This window comes from Streptomyces sp. NPDC056061 (assembly GCF_042266885.1).
Taxonomy (GTDB): Bacteria; Actinomycetota; Actinomycetes; order Streptomycetales; family Streptomycetaceae; genus Streptomyces.
The window spans coordinates 1-19,025 of the sequence record NZ_JBHJWQ010000042.1 but is presented as its reverse complement, the minus strand read 5'-3'; the positions used below and the strand labels follow the sequence as shown (position 1 = coordinate 19,025).

At 66.3% G+C, this 19,025-nt stretch carries 26 protein-coding genes; 19 read left to right on the top strand and 7 right to left on the bottom strand.

The features are described 5' to 3' along the window. Nucleotides 1-147: 147 nt before the first annotated feature. From ACFC79_RS34700 to ACFC79_RS34690, 3 genes are all read right to left on the bottom strand, one after another. Complete coding sequence (locus ACFC79_RS34700) at nucleotides 148-1,113, bottom strand: hypothetical protein (RefSeq protein WP_376248790.1); 966 nt, start codon at nucleotides 1,111-1,113, stop codon at nucleotides 148-150. A gap of 41 nt (nucleotides 1,114-1,154) precedes the next feature. After that, on the bottom strand, nucleotides 1,155-1,562 hold the full coding sequence (locus ACFC79_RS34695) for a hypothetical protein (RefSeq protein WP_376248788.1): 408 nt from the start codon (nucleotides 1,560-1,562) through the stop codon (nucleotides 1,155-1,157). A gap of 218 nt (nucleotides 1,563-1,780) precedes the next feature. After that, complete coding sequence (locus tag ACFC79_RS34690) at nucleotides 1,781-2,059, bottom strand: hypothetical protein (protein WP_376248787.1); 279 nt, start codon at nucleotides 2,057-2,059, stop codon at nucleotides 1,781-1,783. Between the two features lie 377 nt (nucleotides 2,060-2,436). On the opposite strand from ACFC79_RS34690, the gene ACFC79_RS34685 reads away from it, so the two are divergent. Continuing rightward, a complete protein-coding gene (locus ACFC79_RS34685) occupies nucleotides 2,437-2,709 on the top strand; it encodes a hypothetical protein (protein WP_376248785.1) in 273 nt (90 codons plus the stop codon). A 5-nt stretch (nucleotides 2,710-2,714) separates the two neighbouring features. Continuing rightward, a complete protein-coding gene (locus tag ACFC79_RS34680) occupies nucleotides 2,715-3,230 on the top strand; it encodes a hypothetical protein (RefSeq protein WP_376248784.1) in 516 nt (171 codons plus the stop codon). A 24-nt stretch (nucleotides 3,231-3,254) separates the two neighbouring features. Here ACFC79_RS34680 and ACFC79_RS34675 read toward each other — a convergent pair whose 3' ends face one another. Then, on the bottom strand, nucleotides 3,255-3,662 hold the full coding sequence (locus ACFC79_RS34675; RefSeq protein ID WP_376248782.1) for a hypothetical protein: 408 nt from the start codon (nucleotides 3,660-3,662) through the stop codon (nucleotides 3,255-3,257). A gap of 848 nt (nucleotides 3,663-4,510) precedes the next feature. Here ACFC79_RS34675 and ACFC79_RS34670 point away from each other — a divergent pair. The 8 genes from ACFC79_RS34670 to ACFC79_RS34635 all read left to right on the top strand — a co-directional run bounded on the left by ACFC79_RS34670 (nucleotide 4,511) and on the right by ACFC79_RS34635 (nucleotide 9,881). Next, entirely contained in the window at nucleotides 4,511-5,446 is a 936-nt protein-coding gene (locus tag ACFC79_RS34670) for a hypothetical protein (RefSeq protein WP_376248781.1), read from the top strand. A 445-nt stretch (nucleotides 5,447-5,891) separates the two neighbouring features. Further along, the gene (locus tag ACFC79_RS34665) at nucleotides 5,892-6,215 is read left to right on the top strand and encodes a hypothetical protein (RefSeq protein ID WP_376248780.1); all 324 of its coding nucleotides are present in this window, start codon (nucleotides 5,892-5,894) and stop codon (nucleotides 6,213-6,215) included. Beyond that, nucleotides 6,215-6,454, top strand: a complete 240-nt coding sequence (locus ACFC79_RS34660; RefSeq protein ID WP_376248779.1) for a hypothetical protein — start codon at nucleotides 6,215-6,217, stop codon at nucleotides 6,452-6,454. Before ACFC79_RS34665 ends, ACFC79_RS34660 begins: the two co-directional genes overlap by 1 nt. A 96-nt stretch (nucleotides 6,455-6,550) precedes the next feature. Then, nucleotides 6,551-7,063 carry a hypothetical protein gene (locus tag ACFC79_RS34655; RefSeq protein WP_376248777.1) on the top strand — a complete coding sequence of 171 codons (513 nt, stop codon included), beginning with the start codon at nucleotides 6,551-6,553 and terminating at the stop codon, nucleotides 7,061-7,063. A gap of 288 nt (nucleotides 7,064-7,351) precedes the next feature. Next, the gene (locus ACFC79_RS34650; RefSeq protein WP_376248776.1) at nucleotides 7,352-7,810 is read left to right on the top strand and encodes a single-stranded DNA-binding protein; all 459 of its coding nucleotides are present in this window, start codon (nucleotides 7,352-7,354) and stop codon (nucleotides 7,808-7,810) included. Between the two features lie 379 nt (nucleotides 7,811-8,189). Next, a complete protein-coding gene (locus ACFC79_RS34645) occupies nucleotides 8,190-8,600 on the top strand; it encodes a hypothetical protein (protein WP_376248774.1) in 411 nt (136 codons plus the stop codon). Between the two features lie 37 nt (nucleotides 8,601-8,637). Beyond that, complete coding sequence (locus ACFC79_RS34640) at nucleotides 8,638-8,862, top strand: hypothetical protein (protein ID WP_376248772.1); 225 nt, start codon at nucleotides 8,638-8,640, stop codon at nucleotides 8,860-8,862. A gap of 227 nt (nucleotides 8,863-9,089) precedes the next feature. After that, nucleotides 9,090-9,881 carry a hypothetical protein gene (locus ACFC79_RS34635; RefSeq protein ID WP_376248771.1) on the top strand — a complete coding sequence of 264 codons (792 nt, stop codon included), beginning with the start codon at nucleotides 9,090-9,092 and terminating at the stop codon, nucleotides 9,879-9,881. A 369-nt stretch (nucleotides 9,882-10,250) separates the two neighbouring features. On the opposite strand, the gene ACFC79_RS34630 is transcribed toward ACFC79_RS34635, so the two are convergent. Continuing rightward, the gene (locus ACFC79_RS34630) at nucleotides 10,251-10,505 is read right to left on the bottom strand and encodes a hypothetical protein (protein ID WP_376248768.1); all 255 of its coding nucleotides are present in this window, start codon (nucleotides 10,503-10,505) and stop codon (nucleotides 10,251-10,253) included. Between the two features lie 496 nt (nucleotides 10,506-11,001). Between ACFC79_RS34630 and ACFC79_RS34625 the strand changes: the two genes are divergently transcribed. The 5 genes from ACFC79_RS34625 (at nucleotide 11,002) to ACFC79_RS34605 (ending at nucleotide 13,981) form a co-directional block, all read left to right on the top strand. Beyond that, nucleotides 11,002-11,592 carry a hypothetical protein gene (locus tag ACFC79_RS34625; RefSeq protein ID WP_376248766.1) on the top strand — a complete coding sequence of 197 codons (591 nt, stop codon included), beginning with the start codon at nucleotides 11,002-11,004 and terminating at the stop codon, nucleotides 11,590-11,592. Nucleotides 11,593-11,762: 170 nt separating this feature from the next. After that, complete coding sequence (locus ACFC79_RS34620; protein WP_376248763.1) at nucleotides 11,763-12,083, top strand: hypothetical protein; 321 nt, start codon at nucleotides 11,763-11,765, stop codon at nucleotides 12,081-12,083. Nucleotides 12,084-12,256: 173 nt separating this feature from the next. Further along, entirely contained in the window at nucleotides 12,257-12,427 is a 171-nt protein-coding gene (locus tag ACFC79_RS34615) for a hypothetical protein (RefSeq protein ID WP_376248760.1), read from the top strand. Nucleotides 12,428-12,462: 35 nt separating this feature from the next. Continuing rightward, nucleotides 12,463-13,371: a hypothetical protein gene (locus ACFC79_RS34610; RefSeq protein WP_376248758.1), complete on the top strand. Its 909-nt coding sequence runs from the start codon at nucleotides 12,463-12,465 to the stop codon at nucleotides 13,369-13,371. A 133-nt stretch (nucleotides 13,372-13,504) separates the two neighbouring features. Beyond that, entirely contained in the window at nucleotides 13,505-13,981 is a 477-nt protein-coding gene (locus ACFC79_RS34605; RefSeq protein WP_376248755.1) for a DUF6283 family protein, read from the top strand. Nucleotides 13,982-14,446: 465 nt separating this feature from the next. Here the strand turns inward: ACFC79_RS34605 and ACFC79_RS34600 are convergent, their stop codons facing one another. Next, nucleotides 14,447-14,695, bottom strand: a complete 249-nt coding sequence (locus ACFC79_RS34600; protein ID WP_376248752.1) for a hypothetical protein — start codon at nucleotides 14,693-14,695, stop codon at nucleotides 14,447-14,449. A 95-nt stretch (nucleotides 14,696-14,790) separates the two neighbouring features. On the opposite strand from ACFC79_RS34600, the gene ACFC79_RS34595 reads away from it, so the two are divergent. From ACFC79_RS34595 to ACFC79_RS34580, 4 genes are all read left to right on the top strand, one after another. Continuing rightward, nucleotides 14,791-14,943, top strand: coding sequence for a hypothetical protein (locus ACFC79_RS34595; protein WP_376248750.1), 153 nt, complete (start codon nucleotides 14,791-14,793; stop codon nucleotides 14,941-14,943). A 326-nt stretch (nucleotides 14,944-15,269) separates the two neighbouring features. Continuing rightward, entirely contained in the window at nucleotides 15,270-15,674 is a 405-nt protein-coding gene (locus tag ACFC79_RS34590; protein ID WP_376248748.1) for a hypothetical protein, read from the top strand. A 163-nt stretch (nucleotides 15,675-15,837) separates the two neighbouring features. Then, nucleotides 15,838-16,821 (top strand): DUF6884 domain-containing protein, encoded by a 984-nt coding sequence (locus tag ACFC79_RS34585; protein WP_376248746.1) that lies wholly within the window; start codon nucleotides 15,838-15,840, stop codon nucleotides 16,819-16,821. 221 nt (nucleotides 16,822-17,042) lie between these two features. Beyond that, nucleotides 17,043-17,462 (top strand): hypothetical protein, encoded by a 420-nt coding sequence (locus ACFC79_RS34580; RefSeq protein ID WP_376248743.1) that lies wholly within the window; start codon nucleotides 17,043-17,045, stop codon nucleotides 17,460-17,462. A 504-nt stretch (nucleotides 17,463-17,966) separates the two neighbouring features. On the opposite strand, the gene ACFC79_RS34575 is transcribed toward ACFC79_RS34580, so the two are convergent. Beyond that, nucleotides 17,967-18,731 (bottom strand): GNAT family N-acetyltransferase, encoded by a 765-nt coding sequence (locus tag ACFC79_RS34575; protein ID WP_376248828.1) that lies wholly within the window; start codon nucleotides 18,729-18,731, stop codon nucleotides 17,967-17,969. Nucleotides 18,732-19,025 lie beyond the last annotated feature (294 nt).

The following is a 19,025-nucleotide window of genomic DNA, read 5'->3' as shown; positions in this document are numbered from 1 at the left end:
TACGTGACGACCAGGACCACTGTTGGCACACAGGGCCGTACGAGCCGCGTCTGCTGTCGTCGTCCTGCACCCGCATGCACAGTGGTCGCCTTGAGCTCAGCCCTGATCCGCTGTCCAGTGGACGCTGCGCAATGGAGAACCAGCGCCTCATCGGATCGGCCTCCCGTCGCGTTCCTGTTCGAGCCTGTGCTGCTTCCTGGTCAGCTCGCGGGCCCTGTCGCGGACGAAGACCGCGTCCTTGTGCGTGATCGGCGCGTCGTGGGTGTTGTGCGAGCCGCGCAGGAAGTTCTCCGTGCGGTCGGCGATGGCGTAGGCGATCGCCTGCTCGATGACCGCGCTGGTCTGGCGCACCTCGGAGAGCTCGTTACGCAGGACACTCAGAAGCTCCCGCTTCTCGGCCTGGAGCTTCTCCAGGCCGTCCAAGCGGGCAGCCATGCTGCCGAGCAGCGGGTCACGGGAGCGGTACAGCTCCATGGCGCGGCCCGTCGCGGGATCGACATCCAGACGCAGGTCAAGCTGCGCCAAGAGGAACGCCATGACCAGGGTGCCCTGGCTCAGCCGCTCGCTGAACTCGCGTGCGGCGCGGTCGCTTGCCCCCAGCTCCCGGACGGCAGCTGCGCGCAGCTGTTCGCGCAGCACACCGATGATCGCCTCCGGCAGCGACTTGATGTGCGGCTGGCTCCTTACGCCGCCGAGCCGGAAGCCGGAGTGCGGTAGATCAGCACCGGCTCCACCGCCGGTGCCCGTGCCGCGGGCGGAGCCCTTCGCCGCCCCGGTGCCGTTCTGCATGGCGTCCTGCTGGCCGGTGAGCCGGAGTGAGCCCGGAGGCGCCGCGTCGCTCGCCGCGCCCGGCGACGAGCTCGGACTCGTCCCGCCGGACCCGACTGCGCCACTGCCGCCGCGCTGGGGCGAGCCACCAGAGTGCGTGATGTCACCGGGGCCCGGCTCCAGCCCGGCCGCTTCGCCGGAATCCGGCTCGGCGTCGGGATCCGGGGGAGGGGGCTCGATCTCTGGATCCATGTCCCGCTGTGTCATGTCGCGGACCCGGGCCCGCTTCATCCCCTCACCGCCGCTGCGCCGGTAGCCGTCGAGGAAGGCCGTATCGACGTTCATGACGTCGTCGGTGGACGACGGTGCTCCCGGGGCCCGGTCCATCACAGTTCACCGTCCTCGTCATCGAGCAGGTAGTTCTCCCCGCGAGTGAGTCCGATGAGGGAATCGAAGCCCTGAGTGACCACACGCTCGAGATTCGCGGTGTTCGTCGAGAGCGCCTTGATGTGGTCGACCAGCTCGTTGAGCCGTGCGATCTCCAGCGTCGGTAGCTCGTAGTCGAGGTTCTCCCGCCGGATCTGTGCCGCCACCGCCTCGGCGTAGTACGCGTTGACCGAATCGAATCCGCGCTTCTGCGCCCAGTATGCGGCCCGTTGCTTCTCATCCTCCGATAGCCGGAAGAAGACCCGTTCGCGACGATCGTTGCCGTTGTGGTCCACGCCGGACCGTCCCGGCCGCGGCCTGCTAGCGCCTCCCGGAAGGGCGTACGTCGGCTCCTGTGTGACAGCCATGCCCAGCCTCTCCGTATCGTATTCGACTCATGTATCAAATCACCCTATCGCCGCTTTTGTTTCCTATGGAAAAGTCGCTGAATGATCATTCAGGGGCTGGTCTCCTTGGTGATCCCCCTCAGGTTTGTCGGCTGCTCCTTTTTTGCCCTACCCATGTCCTTGTCCGGTACCGCGTTGGCCGTGCAGTCCATGAGTGCAGTCGTGAACTCCTTCAGTCCTTAGGTCCCCCTGTCCTCGTCCGCGGGCAGGAAGTCGGCCACTGAGTCGCTGCCGAGCGGCGCGCCGCCGTCCGTGCTCCTGTGCTGACCGCCCTGGAACACGATCCTGTCGATAGTCCCGGCCAGGTCCTGGTCGCTGGCCTCGATCCGTGTACTCGTCGGGCTCGGTCCGGGGGCGGTCGGCTGACCGCTGGTGCCGGAGCATCCCGTGTGCAGGACGCCTGTCGCTGCCAGTGTGACGAGGAACGGCGACGTCTTCCTCTTCTTCGGTTTCTTCACGACTCCGGTCTCTCCTCCCGTTCGGCATTTCCTCTGTGAGTCGATCGAATCTGCACCTGCCCGTAGGTCATTTCGGTGCGCAATCGAGTCGGGGGCGCTAGGTCTGACGGACCTCATGCGCATCCTATTTGATAGATGACTCTGATAGGGGTATTTCATGATTTAAATGGTGTTTGCAAGGGAGGAAGAGTGGAAGGTGCGCCAGAGCCCGGACACGCAGTGGGCGAGGCGATCTGTTCGTCCGTAGCCGGTCGGATCGGGATCGACGGAGTCGATCCGGGGGAGTCCGCGACACGACGTTTGCGTGTCGGCTTCAGGCGGCCGTCCGGATGGCGGTTGCTCGCGGGTTCTCATCTCATCGACGAAGGACTATCACCATGACCGCTCTCACCGCATCCGCCACCGCCGCCGATCTCCTGACGCTCACTCTGAACGTCAGCGACGACCAGGAGACGTGGCACCGAATCGTCTTCGAGGGGGAAAGCCCGGCGTACCTCGACAAGCAGGCCGCCGCCTGGATCACGGAGCGGCCGTACCTGGCCGTCGAGATGGACGAGGCCTCAACCTGCTTCGACCAGTTCCCCAGGACATTCGACGCCGTCTTCGCGCCCTCGACCAAGGCCCTCTGGGTCTTCGCGAAGAGGTTCTGAAACCCATGCACACCTGGAAATCCCGCAGTTACTACATTCTCGAACCACATGCCCTCTGGGCCTCTGTTGAGAACGGACACATCCCCATCGAGACGATCGCCGAACGCGTCTACAGCAAGCCCTACAACTCGCTGCGAGGCTGCCAGCGCGACCAAGACCACCTACCCAACGACAGTGTGCAACTGTATGAACTCGAGCCGGACGAGGACTATGGAGAGGCGCTTTACGAGTTCGACCTGACTGAGGTCTATCTCGGTTTCGACCGCGAGGAGAACGAGGCCGTCTTCAAGACGGGCATCACTGCGCTCGACTACTGGTTGTCCATCACCGTCAGCGACGACCCCTCACAAGTCACCGTACCTCCGGGGCACTCCGAGACAGCCGACTTGCAAGGCGCGGTGTTCGAGAGCCACTACTGGGCCAGCAGGGGGTTCACCCCCTCTCTGCGCGGGATCCTCGCCGACCTCATCCGCAGGGGGGAACTGCCGCGAGGCAACTACATGTTCCGCCATTGGTGGTGACCACCGAACCCTGAACACGCACAGTCAGAAGAGGACCAGCCCGCGGCCATGGTCCCACCGCTCATCCTCCTGGCCATCTCCACCACAGCCGATGTGGCCGGCCTCGTTCTGGGTGATCACCTCGGGCGCTTCACTGAGGCCGACCGCCTGGCCGACCAGCAGCACCCCCGCGCCGCCGCCCGAGGAACGAGGAGAAAGCCATGACCGGTCCCGGCACAGGCCAAGCCCGGACCGGTCGTCTACTCCGACAACCAGCTGCTGCAGGCGCTGAGGCCCCTGGCTCAGGGTGAAGGAACTCTCTTGCAGCGGGAGTTCGAGCAGCCCCGCCGGAGTAGCGCCCCGCTGGCCCACCTGCACGAACCGGGCAATCGGAACAGCAGGTGGGCCGCTGATCGCGCAGTGAAGCCACGCGATGGAGAACGTCTTCGTCACATCTGGAAACCTCATGCGATATCACTTTCCGCCTCCCTGTACCTATCGAGATCGAGACCGTCAGGCTGCACCCGGTGGACGACTGGCCGGGTGGCAAACGGCCAAGTGCCCCGCCCTCTGAACTGCCTCTATCCCGAAGACAGCGGCTACCGGTGCGAGAACTCCGACCCCTGCCACGGGGTCGCCCACGGGTTCGCACAGCACATCAGCGGGCGCTCGCTGGTCGGCAACGGCCGGCCCTGCCCAGCGTTTGGCCCGAAGGAGCCAGCACGACCATGACTCATCTCCGACCCCTACGGAACTGACCGACGCACGCGCGAGCCATGGGCCCACGAGCTCGCTGTGTCGACCCTGAACCCACCCCCGCTGAACAACGTGCCGTACGCCGACGGGATCTCCTGTGCCGCCACGCGCAGAAGCAACAGCGCTTCCAGCACTGCCCGCAGGAGTCCCGCACAGATCAGCCAGAGAAGACCGTTCCCCGCAATCCCCGGATCGCGGAGAACCCCGTACGCCCCGTCTACGTCATCGCCCCGCCACAGCACTACGAGAGCTATCGCGGGGACTGTGTCCAACACAACATCCACCTCCGTCGGTGCGCCCGATGAATCCCGGGTCTTTCCCCCTGGATCGCGGCATGAGTCCCCGCGCCTGCCGCAGGGGCCGTACGCGGCCGAACCCGTTCGACTGCAAGTCGGGCGCCGATCAATCAGGTGCCTGTAGCCCCTTCACCCACCGGCCCAGTCCGCCGGAGAACCGTGACGATCACGCCGCTCTTCTCGCGATGAGCAGGGGCGATCGTCAGTGCGAATCCTGATCAACACCTTGCCCTTTTCAAGGAGAGCCCTGTGATTGCTGCATGCTTCAACCCGCTAGACATCGAATGCCTCGTGAAGACGGCTGTGGAGCTGTGGGAGGAGATCGACCCCAGCGATCTTTCCGAGCACCAGCAGGACACCCTCGACCGCGCACGCGATGCCATGCTCGCCGAGCATGAAGGCCAGCAGCCTTCCATCCCCGAAGTGGTGACCTTCATCAGTCCGGGCCCGGCGGGTCGGGCCTGGGTGCTGCGCCGCTGGGACCGCCTCGAGAGCAAGATGACGCTCCATGTTGACGAGGGCTCTGCGCTGGCCGACCTTGCCGAGTACGTACGCGGGGTCTGGGACAGCCTCATTGGTGAAGAAGACGTTCCCGACCAGCCGCCCACGGACGACCGAGAAACTGTGCGGCTCTTCTACGGCTCCGAGCGCCACAGCCGCCCGGACGAGGGATTCGACCTCTACGCAGAGGACATCGCCAGGCGTGGCCGGACTCGCATCGTACCGCTCGACTACCGCTTTCCCGATGAGGATGCGAGCGAGCAGGCGAATCGGGATGTCACCTTTCATCCACAGACCGACGACAACGACCTCCCGTGCGTCGAGGTCGATGGCGTCCTGGTGTTTGCCTACCTCGACCACGAGACCGGCGCCGTCCGGGTCTCCGTGCACCTTGACTCCGCGGAAGACCGGCTGGTCCGTCCCGACAGCACCGTGCCACTGCGCGTGGAGGTCGAAGGCGATGTGGTGCTGGATGCCAGTGCAGAGGGCACTCCCAAGCGGGATCTGCTGAACAAGCTGCTCGATGCCGCCGATGACCGCCAGGAGCAGGCAATCCGCGAAGCGGCATTCGCGGCTGGCGTTCTCTGGCGCTGCCCGACCTGTCAGTGGGACAACCCAGGCGAGGCCACGTGCTGTGAAGGCCCTGGCCCCTGCCGCGTCCCGAAGCCGAAGAAGACCAGCTGACACAGCAGAGCTGCGTCCGGGTTTCTCCGTGACGAAGAAAAGCCAGTGGCGCGAATTGTCGGCCTCGCCGGTCTGGATCACCGCCGAGATCGAGTCTGCGGCAGGACAGCCCAGGGCTTCCTTGCAGGACGGCATACGCGCGCCGCCTCGCCCAGACCACCCCCGAGGGCATCCTGATCGCGCGCCACGTACTTCTTCTGCGGCCTACGACTGGGCTGAGCGGAGACGCTGACGAGACCTCATAAGGCCCTGGTCTCCATCAAAGCCACGGTCAGCCCCCATCCGGCCCACCGCCGAACCATAAGCCGCCCCCGGGCCGCCGCGTGATGCACCAAGCATGCTCCGCACCCCGTCTCCCCCTGCGGATGTGCAGTCCAGCGAGGAGCCGCGGCGGCTCGGGGGCCACCACCCGCACCGATCGACAGATTTCAGGGAGTGAAACACCATGAGTCAGCCCCAGGCAGCCGCACCGTCCGAAAAGAACGACGTCACCATCGACTTCGGCCCGATCAAGCTCACCGGCTCGCTGCTCCATGACGACGCACAGCGCTCGCTGGTGCTCGACACTGTCGAGGGGGTAGAGCCCATCTCAGTGAAGCTGGACGCCTACAGCATCACACCGGGGCCCGGCAACGTCTTCATCAAGGACTGGTCCGAGCACTCGGGCCTGACCGCTCGACTGACGGCAGCCGGTCTGGTGAAGCCCGTGCGCACCCTCGTCGTCGGCCCCTTCCAGTCCACTGCCTACGAGGTCCAAGTGACACTCTGATGGCTCTCGAAGCACAGACCCTCAAGAGCCTGCGCCACATCGCCGAGCACCTCGACAAGACCCGGAACACCACCCACAAGCCGCTCACCGCCGGCCAGGAGCGTCTCCTCGTCGTCGAGCGCCGACGGCTCAAGGCCGCGGACACACAACCGATCACCCCGGTGCAGCTCCAGCACAGCTTCAGGCGTGACGTCGGCGAAGCGGTCCTCTGCACCGTCCAGGAGCGGCTGTGTATCTGAGCCGACTCCGCTGGCGGGCGCTGAACTGCTCACCGAGCCGTTGAAGAGGCACACATGACCCCGTAGAAGGCCACGCCCTGAAGGAAGGTGAATCGCATGGCGCAGCAGGAACGCGAGCAGGAGTACGTCACCTGCCCCAAGTGCAACGGCAAGCAGGGTTTCGACATCTACCGCCACGTCCCGCACAGACGCATTGGTGGTCTGTGCTACAAGTGCGACGGCGCTGGTGTCATCCCCGTCGCCAACGCCACCGCCTACCTTCGCCGTCAGCAGGCCGCCGAAGATCACCGCCGCTCACGCGAGCAAGTCCGCATCGATGAGCGTCAGGCTCAGGAAGAAGCTGCTCACGCTGCAGCCTTCGACCGCTACGGGGATGAGTACCGGCTGGTGCACGCGCTCTCCCGCTACGACCACCCCGCCACACTCTGCGCCGTGTTCGACCTCAACGCTTACAGGAACAACGACGAGGCCCCCATCCGCCGTGTCCGCGACCGACTTCCGTACATGGTCGAAGCCGCCGGTCTGAACGGGCTCGGTCTCGAAGAGATCGAGTGGCTGGCCGCCGAGGGCGTCCCGGATCCGGTCGCACCGTCAGGGCCTGCCGACTGAGAGCTGAGCCGCGGGACATCCGGGCTTCGTGCCGGTGGTCTGTCCAGGGAACAGCCGATATGCCAGCGAAGAAGGCGAGTCTAAACGGCGAAGCCGATTCGGAACTCGTCATAGCAGAGCACGCGATCAGCAGAGCTGATTCGGGGCTCACGATGAAGAATCACCGTCTGATCAGCACAGCTGATCCGGATGGGATTCTGGCAGACAACCGAATACGCGACCTACCCAATCCACGCGCGGAGCAATGACATTGCCCGCGCGCTTTCGTGCATACGAGGAGAAAACACCATGTCGAACCCCCGTAACAACGGCAACCTCCTGGGCCGCCTCGCGAACGACCCGAAGGTCTTCAAGAACAGGGACGGCTCCAAGAAGGTCATGTTCACCGTCTTCGCCGACCGCAACTTCACGAACGCCGCCGGTGAGCGTCAGTCCGACGCCATCCCGGTCGAGGCCTTCGTCCGTGCGACAACCCCTGGCACCGGCCCGTTCGACAACATCCACAAGGGCGACCTGGTGGCGCTGAGCACGTCGCTGCGCATGGACCACTACACCAAGAACGGTTCCGAGGTCTTCGACGTGAAAGTCGTCGTCGAGGGCATCACCTTCGTCGAGCCGCGCTCGGTGACCCAGGCTCGCCTGAGTGAGCGTGTGAGGGATGCCGAGGCGCAGAACCGGGCGCTGCACGCCCAGGCCCCCGCCGCCGTCGCAAGCGCCGTCCAGGACGAGCAGTTCCCCTTCGGGTGAGTCCGGCCGGCCGAGACAACCGGTGCCCCAGGAGGGAACCCACCGCGGACGACGAGAGTCGCGCGGATGTGGCCGCCTCCCGGCGGCACTGGTCAGGGCGGCGCATCCCGGCAACGGGACACCGGCAACCGAATACCGTGCCGCACGACGTGATCCCTGTCCGAGAAGCTTCGCGCTGCTCGGACAGGGATCTTCTTTTTCTCAGCCAGGCTCTCTCATCTGCCGGTCCGACCCGCCATGGACCAGGACATCGCGGCGCCGGGGCCGAAACCCGCGCTGACCACCGCCTCCCCAGTGGGGGAGTGGTTCCTGGATCGCCCCTGTGCCCCACGTGGGGCACAGGGGACTCGGGTGTTCACCGACATATCTTGGAGGATCCGTGATCAGTGACTTGTTCGACAGCGTCGAGCGAGCCCTCGGGGAATATGCTGAGAACTACGACATCGACGCCATCGTCGTGGATCTGCGCGGTCCTGGCGTCGACGGCATCGATGACGTACCCGCAGACCGGTTCTGGACCGTTGCCGCCGAGCACACTCTGCCTGATCCCGGAGCACCGCCCCATGTGTCTCCCGTCGAACAGTTCCGGGCCGAGGTGATGCAGGCAGTCGGCACCTCTCCCGGCACGCCGGGCGTCTGGAAGCGAGGAGGCGTCACCCTGCGCATCGAAAGCCACTCGCGCGTCAACAGCACGACTCCGGACCCGCTCGCCCATTATCACCTGACCACGCTCGGCGCGGACAGTACTCGATTCTCTGGGCACAAAGTCCCCACGTGGGCCCTGCTGTGAGATCACCGAGTCGCACCTCGATGCCTGGACGAGTACCGTGCACGAACGGCGTCTGGAGTACGAACAAGCCGTTGCCGTGTCCGAGGCCGCGCAAGAAGCTGCTCGCCAGGCCGCCGGTGTCGCTGAGCGCGCCCGCGAAACCCTCATCGCGCTGGTGCCAGACGACAAAGACCTCGTCCGGCACCCTTTCCTGATCGCGGACGAGGTGCCCGAGCACCTCGGAATCGCCCCCGATTCCGCCCGCAAGCAGATGCCACGCTGAAATGTCGACAGCACCCTCAAACCCGGTCCGACCGTGCACCGAGCGGTCCACTACCCCACCGCCGAAGTCCAGACGAAGGCCACCCGCCGACCAAGTTGCAGCTATCGCAACGATCTCCGCTGAACACCTCCGCACCATGCGTACCATTGCCTCACCTGTTCCCCACCCCCGCGGGGGTGGCCTCTGCCGGACGCATAACCCCACCCAGCCCGTTCGAAGGAACAGCGATGCACACGCCTGAACTCTCTCCCGCCCTGACCCTGTGGGGATACAGCTCCGACTCCTGCCTCGAAAGGCCGAAGGAGTGGGAACTGGCACGCCTGGCCCTGCAGGCCGGCGACTACCTGGCCCAGTACACCGACCGTCCGACCCCCGCGGACGCGCCGCCCAAGAATCCGGAGCCGGACGGCCGCGCCATTCACCCCCTCGTCGCGGACGGATACGTCCGCGTCCGCGGCTGGGAGCCGATTGCCCCCTGCGAATCGCGGGGGCACAGCAATCTGGATCCGGTCGTGATCGCACGACGCATGGAGTCCAACCCAAGGGCGATACCCACAGCGGTACGCCAACTCCTCGAACGGGTCACCCGCGTCCAGCACCACACCGACGTCCCCGACGGAGTAGCGCTCGCCCTCGGTGTCCATAATCTGCCTGACATGTGGTGGGGGTACGTCAAGAATGGGTGGCTGTCGGCCCTCGCCGGGAAGCCAGGGCACAGCCTCCTTTTCCACCTGCCCCCGGTCCCGCACAAGACCCCCGGGCTCGCTCGTCGGCAGATGGCCGAGGCGATGACGTGGCTGGCCGACCAGCCCGGCCTCCGCGAGGTCCGCGACGCATTCCATAACCCACAGCCCGACGACGTCATCGACGACGCTCTGCACGTGCTGCACCACAACACCCCGACCGTCGGCGACCTTGCGGCCCGAACGCAGTTGGCCCGGCTTCTGACCCTGTACAACTCCGCAGTGGGGTGCAGGGATCTGCCACTGATCCAGATGGTCGCCGACCTGCGCCGGTGACCGAAGAACGACGGTGTGGTGCCCATGCCCCCTCAACGAGTCTGAGGGGATACCACCGTCGTATCGCGCTGATCGGACCAGACGAGGGCGCCGGACCTGAACATGCTGTACCGGCAGCTTCACGAAGGCGGGAACTTCAAGTCGCGGACGCCGTCCGCAAATGCCGCCGAGCCACATGAACTCAAGTCCAACTGCGCTTGCTCTGTTTTCCCGGGCGCATGTGGCCGGCGGGGGATCAGCAGAGCTGATCCGGCGGCGGACTCGGAGGTCCCGGATTTGCGCTCCAGGGCCTGGAGCGCACAACGCAACCATGGATACGCCCCACCCGGCGACCACCAACAAGCCCACCTTGCTCCCGACGAACAGGGTTCACCGATGCCCGGCTTCCACCCTGGCCAACACGTCTTGGCCAGCCTCCAGCAGGATCCTCACGCCCATCACGTACCCGCCTGGATGTACGTACAGAACGTCGCCGACGACACAGTCTCCTTCGTCGGAGCCAGTCGCGTCGACAGCCCCGCGCACCCACTCCGCTACGGCAGCTCTCGCATTCACCAGCTCATCGTGGGCGAGTTGATCGTCCGCCCTCACTACGTCGTCGGTACAGACGTCCTGCGCGGCCATGGTCTCGGTGGTCTTGCGACCCACCCCCCCGACCTCACCAGATACCTGACTGAGGGCGAACTGATCCTCGATCCCTACGGCCGCTTCCCGCCGACGGCTCGCTGAAAGACAGCTGCCGATGAAGCACACCCCGCGTCTGCGCCCGGAGGGCCGCCTTCAGTGCACCGCATGCCGCGCGGCCTGGCCCGGCGAAGCCGCAGCCCGCCGGTCAAAGTTCGCCTGCCCCGGCGCACCGCTCGCTCACGGACTGACCCCCGAGCACCGGGTCTTCCCGAAGTCGGGGAACCGGTCCTGTGCCAGCTGGGGCTGCGAAGAACCCGATACCGGTCACCGCCACGGCCCCGACCCGTTCTGCGATGACATCACCTGCCGCCGCTGCATCCACAAATGTGACTGCGCGGTCTGCGAAGGCACCCTGCACGCTCCGCAGCTCACCGTTCTCATCGACATCCCCGAGCATGAGCTCGCTCAGACTCCTAGACGGAGGAATGTACGTATGCAGAAAGAACTCCAGAAGATGGTCAACGGCTTCTCGGCCGGAGACCATGTCACCGCCACCGGCTCCGACACCCGTGGCCACGAGGTCACCCGCACCGGCTACCTGCTCGCCGAACCGAAGCTCGTCACCGCGCGGCGCAACGGAACGCCGGCCAAGGCGATCCGGTTGTGCATCGGCGCGAGGGGCACCGACCCCGCCGAGCGCACCACCTGGACCGCCCTCTTCGCGGACGCGGGCTCCGTGCAACACACCCCGGAACCGGAGCCGGGGAAGTGGCTCAACACCGAACTCCGTGACGTCCCCGGGGTAAAGGCCCGCAGCCACACCACCCGCATCCTGTACGGAGGCAAGGGCGGAGCCCGCTCCACCGGTCCGACACAGTCCGTGCCTGTCAACATCACATACACTGACGAGGGCTACTACGCCCTGTGGGACCCGGACTCCGACACCACCCACACGGTGATCACGCTCGCCACCAAGATCTGGTGGGCGCACCTGCCTCAGGGCTCCGACCCGGACGCGCCGCCGGACTCTGCTGACTCAGAGGCCACGTCGCCGGCAGCCCAAAGCCCGACGTCAGCCAGATAGCCGGTGCCGCCGGTGGCATCTACCTCGGCCTCAAGAACGAGGACGCCTGAGCCCCGCCAAGGCCGGTGCCGCCCTCGCCCGCCACAGCGGGCCGGGCGGCACCGGCTGACCGGTCAGCGCTTCTCGCGACCTTCGGCCCGCGACTCGATCCGGACCCAAGGAGGACCAACATGAACCGCGCCGCGCTCCCCAAGGTCACGCTGAACGACTTGATCGCACTCATCGTCAGCAACGCCCAAGAGCCCGTGATCTACATCTCCCGCGATGGAGACGACATCAACCTTGAGGTCGGCCCGGACGCTTACGCCCACCACGACTGGGTGCTGGAGCGGAGACATGAACTCCTCGACGCTTGCCGCATCAGCGGTGACGAATTCCGGTCCTACAGCGACCTCGACGAGGAAGACCGCGCCGCCGTCGCCGACTACTTCAACGAGTTCGAAGAGACCTGGGTCGAGGCGATCGCGGAGATCGCGCGAGAGTCACTCTGACGATAGCGCCCCCGTCTTTCTGCCTGACGGATGCCGGATCGGCAGCATTGCCCACGTCACGCAGATGCATGTCACCTGCGGCACACTCCACCAGGACCTCCTGCTGAACTGACCGCCAGCACCCAGGGCCCCGGTGACGCCTCGGCGTGGGAACGGCCCCTGCCCCTGCACCAATGCAGATCCGGCCGCTGACCGGCCCGCTCGACTACTGGACCATGCAGACCCGGCGCGTCCGGCTCTTCCCCGATGACGCCGTGGTGGAACTCCCCGCGGTCGAAAAAGCCATCGGTGATGGCATCATGCACGTCGTCGGCCTCCCCGCACCAGCAACAGGAAAATGTTGACGGGGGACCGGACGAGATTGTTCAGGAGGTTCTCCATGCTGCCACTGGTGCCGTACGTGCCGCCGGCGGCTCGTGAAGCAGCGACCTGTGTGTGCGGTGTGTCGCGGTTGGCCTTCGAAGAGATTCTGTGCCCGCCCTGTCGGCGTACAGCCGTAGAAAGGCACGGTGACCGCCTTGCCGGGCTGCTCGCGGACATCTCGTACAACTGCCGCGACGTTCACCTGACGTGGTCCGAAGCCGGTATAGCTCCGGACGCCTTCAACCCTCGCGTCGTGTTCACAGCTCCCGACGTCACGGATCCTCACCGACAGAAGATCCAGTTGCGCTGGTTCGACTGCTGGGCAGACGACATGCTCGTTGCGGCGTGTGCCACCGGTGCCAGCGACAAGATGGTGCTCGCGCTCGCGGTGGCCCAAGCCCACTATGCAATCGCCACACTCGCCGTTCACGAGGTGGGCGAGTGGTTCACCTTCCGTGGCGAGCAGGTCTTTCCGCCTCATCGCCGTGCTCCCGATCTGCCAGATGACGAAGAGACCGGCCCGGACGGCAATGGGCAAGTGGTGTTGTGGCTCGCGTATGGCCACGATGACAGCATCGACCGGCCGCGAGGCCCTGTCTCAGCACCGATTGCTGACCATGTGACTTACCTGGCCGATATCGGCACGCTGCCTGGGCAGAGGTTGTGTGCCGACGAGTCCGGGATCACGGTGGAGGGCCCAGACAATGCCCTGGCCACTCGCTTCCCCTGGTCTAATGCCTCCACGGCCGGGGCAGGCGACGACCGGACGCGGGTTCTGCATTCTGTGCATCGAAGCCTGGTGGTCTCTGAACTCATGGTGGTCGCACGGCACCTGCTCGTGCATAGCCGTCCTGTGCTTGCGCCGACACCAGGCCCGGGCGCCGTCGGAGTCGTCTGGCAGGCCCACCTCACCTACGACGGATGACACGTCGCTTCTTCAACGGAGGTGCGGGCCAGCCATTGTTCTCTCACTTCCCGCGAGAAGCCCACGAAGGTCCGCGGCTGAGGCGATGGGCACCACGGTCTCCCGGCAACGGCCGGCGGATGCTCTCTGGGGAGTGACTTCGCTGGAATACCAGGGGCCTCCCGCTGCCCAGCGCAGTCCATGCGCAGGTACGGAACGATGCCCCTGGCGGTGGGATGCGGCCCTCAGCGCGTTTCCTGCGGAGGCATTCCGCCTATCCGCGTCAACGTCCTATCCCGACAGCACGCGACGGTTCGGTTGCCACTCCTCCAGCGTTGAAGCGCCGCAGGCCTGCGCTGGCTGGCTACTGCGCGGCGCCTCCGGGAACCGGCGCGTTCAGGAGCTGCTGGAGTCGGGACGCATCAAGACGCCGATCGTGCCCGAAGGTGTTGAACTGTACGACGACTACGCGGAGATGGCCGTGGCCAACGGGGTTGCGGAGGACGACCCCGTGCTCGCCCCGCTCCGCCAGAATGGGCCGCAAGGTGAGTCAGCACGCGATGAGTGCGTGTCTCCGATGGACGTGTTTGCCACCGAGACGCAGAACCAGCGTTCGGGCGGTGCCAAATGATCGCCGACGCCAGATTGGCACTCAGCCGGTTGGCAATGGGCCGCCGAGGACCGTTCGCCTCCCTGGTGATCAGCGCGCCCAAGTCCCGAACGCGATCCCCGGCTTGATCACCTCCGCAGGGTGAACCAACGGCCGAGGCATCCGTGCACCGGCGGTACAGCGTAGTCAGGGAGTCAGCGGAGCTGATCCGGATCTGGCGATGAAGAACGCCATCGCCACGTCTGGAGATCGCCATGGACAACATGACCTGCCCCAATGACGGAACACCCATGGAGTCCGACAGCCTGTCCGTCGGCCGGGCTCGTGCCCGCAAGGACATTACGCACACGTGCCCCGAGTGCGGCTACAGCGAAATACGCTGACCATGGGTACCACGACGGACACCCTGCGCGCTGCGGCGGCGGCCCTGGGCCCTGGCCCGTTCGCCATCGGCGTCATGCAGGCCGCGACGCTCAAACTCGCAGACTACTGGATCACCTTGAAACCAGTGTCGCGGATATCGCAATGTAGGGAGAGGGGCTCACCGAACACATTCGCGGCGTCCGCGCCGCGGAGGACCAGGCGGGCGAGATCCCTGGCTTCGTCCACGACGTTGTGGGCATACCTCTCGTAGTCGGTCAACGGATTGCCGTTCCCCGGCCCGTTGCCGATGACGACGGTGTCGAGCTTGAGGTCGGGACCGTCACCGAACTCCGGAGTGTGCCGGTCAGCCACTCCACTGGTGGGTTCGAAGCCCCCCGGATCGTCGACTACCGGACCGAGAACGGTCTTCCGTTCAGCGAGTTCGCCTCCCGTGCCGCCGTTCTCCGATGACGACACGCGTCACCGTGGCCCCGCCTTTCGTCTCCTGCGAGGCATACAAGTACCTCTGGAACATCGAGAACCCGGTGAACGAGGCGGAGCGGACGCCGGTGGCGAGTGTGCTGAAGGCCCCGCCGCAGTACGCGCTCAACTTCTGCTGAGCAACCCCATTCGCGTGACCCCGACATACCGGGGAGCCACCAGCTCGACGGCCTGTCCTCGGCACTGCGTACGCGCGATCAGCGGCTTCGCACAGGAGTATCTCGCCTTCCGCCCTCGGCCAGCTGCGCCGGCGGGGCGTGAAAGCCACAGCACCAGTCGTGGCCTTCGGCTGCCACCGCATCACCCCCGTCGTCCGCGTCACATCCCATAGTGACGCCGTGGCAGACCACGTTGTCCACACCCCTCCGGGCGCACACCCGCGGACAAAGTCCGTTTTCGTGCTGCCCACGAGCCGTCGGAACTGAGCGAAGGAGCACTGATCACCATGGGATTCCTCGAACGAATCGGGTTCATCGAGACCGAGGAGCAGGAGCGCGAGCGCCTGGCCCAGGCTCCCCAGGGCTCGATCAACCACTACCTGGCCACACTGCCGGAGACGATTCCCGGGCGGCCGCAGGACCGGCTCGTGCAGCTGCCCTGGAAGCCGCCGCGCACTGAGCAGAGGTACACCATCGTCGTGGTGCCCTTCCAGTTCCACGGCGACTCGCTGCCCGAGGGCATCAAGGAGGAGCGGCTGCCGCACAAACGCAATTCCGGCTCCTGGGACTGCATCGTTGTGCACTCCGACCACCCGAGCTACCCCGTCGGCGGCCACCGCATCTGCGTCAGCGCCGCCGAGATCGCGCGCGGCCGGGAGATCGACCTCACCGTGGCCCTGGCTCATTGCTGACCGGGAAAGCTCATTCCCGCCGACGCAGAACCGCCGGCCCTGAGTCGGCCGGTGCGGTTCATCCAGCAGATCGTCTGCGGAACGGGCCGTACCCACGCCTGATGACCACTTCACCTCGCTGCCCGGCCGGAAAGCCCGGCCGGGCCGGAAGGAACAGACCCAGATGGCCTCGCTCAGCCCCACCGGGGCACGGATCCTCCACAGCAACGACAGCGGCGTGGTCTCCGGACACACCGCTGCGCTCGCCAAGCTCGAAGCCGACGGCCTGGTCGTCCCGCACCGCGGCGACGGCGGTACCCACCGGATCACCGAGGACGGTTGGGCGGCCTTGGACGCCTGGCGGCAGGCGAACCCCGGCCGCGGCGCGGGCTCGGACGCGCCGACGATCCCGCCGAAGTTGCCCGCCAAGCAGCACGAAGCGGTGCTCACCGCCGCACAGCGCCCAGACCAGCTCGTTGCCGGGCGCGATGACCGCGCGTATTGGAATGGCGAGCCATGGTTCAACGGACGCACGCTCGCCAGAGTCCACGCTGCCGGGTACGCCGCGTCCTACCCGCAACCGTGGCACCACGGCGACACCGACGGGGGGCCGGACCGCGGTTCGCTACACCTGACTCCGGCTGGCCGCGCCTACGCCCGGATGCGCGGGAACATCGACGTGCACCGTCGCAAGGTGGTGATCATTGCATGCGGGTCAGAGAAGAAGCCGATCCCTGAGGGGCAGCGGCACGGGTGGCCCGCCGGAGAGCTCTACACGGGGAGCTATCATCGCTCGCTACGTCTCGCGGCCGATGCCCTGACCCACCGGAACCTCATCCTCATAGCATCCGCTCTCCACGGGCTCGTCCCGCTCGACCGCCCGCTGCACCCGTACGACGTGCCCCTGGGCGACGAACGAGCGATCACCGAGAAGAAGATGGCCGAGCACACCGCCGGCCACGGTCTGTTCGACGCCGACGTGATCTTCCTCGGCAGCCAGGAATACAGCGAACTGCTGCGTCCGGCCGTTCCACACCTGTACACCCCTCTGACAGGCGGTATGGGTGTGCAGCGCGGACAGTGCGCGATGGTGGCCCGGGACGCGGCGCTGCGCACCGTTTGGTGGCAGGAGGCTGCCAGACGGAGCGCCGAGAACGCCGTCGGCTGACTCCGCGAGACCAGCCCGGCGCGCCTGTACACCAGAGGCTCGTGAAGGCCCAGTGGCGTGGGCCGACACCCCACCGTTCCGGTGCGTGGCGCCGGTACCGGGGGTGCGGTAGGTGCCCCCCCGTCCAGTCACGTGCGGGACAGCACCCGGCGCGTGGCGGCCATCTCTCCGCTTCCACGGGCCGCCTCACACCACACCTTCCGAAAGGGAATCCCTGTTTCATGGACAAGCCCAACGCTGTGCTCGCCGCCCGAATCCACACCACGATCACGGAACGCCCCCACCACCACGACCAGCAGTTCTACATCGACGGCGTTGACGTCCTGGCGCCGGGCGACAGCCTCACCGATGGCGCCCGCCTTGGCTGCGGCACCACCCTGTGCGTCGCCGGATTCGCCGCCCACTTCACCGGCTACACCATCGTGCGACTCGGCGAGCCCCCGCATGAGGACACCGTCCTGGCCTACCAGCCGGGCAAGGTCTCCGGCTACCTCGTCCAGATCGCCCGCACGGAACTCGGCCTGAGCACCTTCGATGCCGAATGGCTCTTCTCCGGACTACGCACGCGCGACGAGGTCCTGGCCGCACTCGCCCAGCTCACCGACGGCGCCACCTGCCTGGAACCTACCGCCACTTCATAGCGGCACTTCATAGCGGAGGCGGTGACACGGCCGACCAGTCGACCTCCGGTAGCGTCATACCGTCGCGATCCCTCACTGGTCGGCATGCTCGACGCGCGCTGCCCACCGGGACGCGAAACGACTGTCCCCCGGCCTGGCCGAGCAGCGGTCGAATCACTCCGACGGCGCCGTTCGCACGGCCCAGGCTCGGCCTGGCGCCACCGGTACTACCTGCGCCGTCGGAGGATCCGCTGCACCATCCCGGACAAGGCCGACGAGGCACGCAACCGCCAGAAGCTCGGCCCCCGCGGCGGTAGTCCGCCGCGCTTCGCCCCGGCGGACTACCGCAAGCGCCATGCGGTCGAGTGCGGGATCAACCGCCTCAAGAGACATCGTGCTGTCGCCACGCGATACGACAAGCTCGCTGTCCGCTACGAGGCCACCGTCCTCGTAGCGGTTATCAACGAGTGGTTGTGACCAGCACTCTCAGGAAAGGCGGGTGGAGGGGCACTGGAATGCTGGGGTTCAGGGGTTGATGGCGTGTTCGGTGAACTGGCCGCAGGAGCGGAACCCCAGGCGGCGGTAGACGGGCTCGCCGTCGGCTGATGCCTGCAGGACTGCGATGCGGTGGTCTCGGTCGCGGGCCGTGCGGAGTGCCGCGAGCGTGATGGCGCCACCGTAGCCGCGTCGGCGGTGGGCGGCCAGGGTGGAGATGTTGTAGATGCCGGCGACTCCCGCGTGGTGAAACACTTCGGCGGAGCAGACCGGACGGTTCTCCACGTAGCCGACCAGGTACCGGGCCGGGCACTGCGCGGCCAGTGCCTGCGGGGCGGCCTGGGCGAAGAAGCGGCGGACGGTTTCGGCGGGCGGGTTCCAGTTCGCGGCAAGAACCGTGGTGTAGTCGGCGAGCTGTTCGGGCGTGGCCACCCTCTGGATGTCCAGTCCCTGGGCGGCAGGCGGTGGCAGGGGGTCGTCCAGTTCGGCCCACATCGCCGTCTCGCGTTCGGATGCCGGCAGACCGGCCGCCGTTAGGCGGGTGGTGAGGTCCTGTGGTGTCGAGGCGGGCCCCACCCACCAGGAGAAACGACGGCCGGTGCGAGCCAGCGTCCCAGCAGTCTCGGTGATACGTGCCGTAGCGTCGGCGGCGGTGAAGCGGGCCGCAGCAACGATGTTGAAAGTGTCGTCGTCCAGGCCGCTGTCCGCGACCAGGAGGTCACCAGCATCTGTGACGGTCGCACCGGCCATACTCCGGTGCAGGTGACAGGCATGTTCCGCCAGGTTCCGTTCCATCCTGTCCATCAAGTCGGCTTCGTTGAGGGAATGATCATTCATAGCGATTGATCCCAGCATGACTGGGCGAAGATCGCATGCGATTTCGGGGCGTCCGTCGGCAGTATCGCGTTGGCAACCAGCACATTCGATACACGCCCTAGTAGGGCTTGGTCAGGTCGGTGTTGACGATGCGTGTCCTGTGGGTCTGGAGTGTCGTTGAAGGCATGTGACTCCGGAGGAACTTGCATCTGTGCGTGGCGAGTTGGAAGACTTTGCTGCAGAGGTCTTCGAGCCGTTCGCGCGTAACGATCA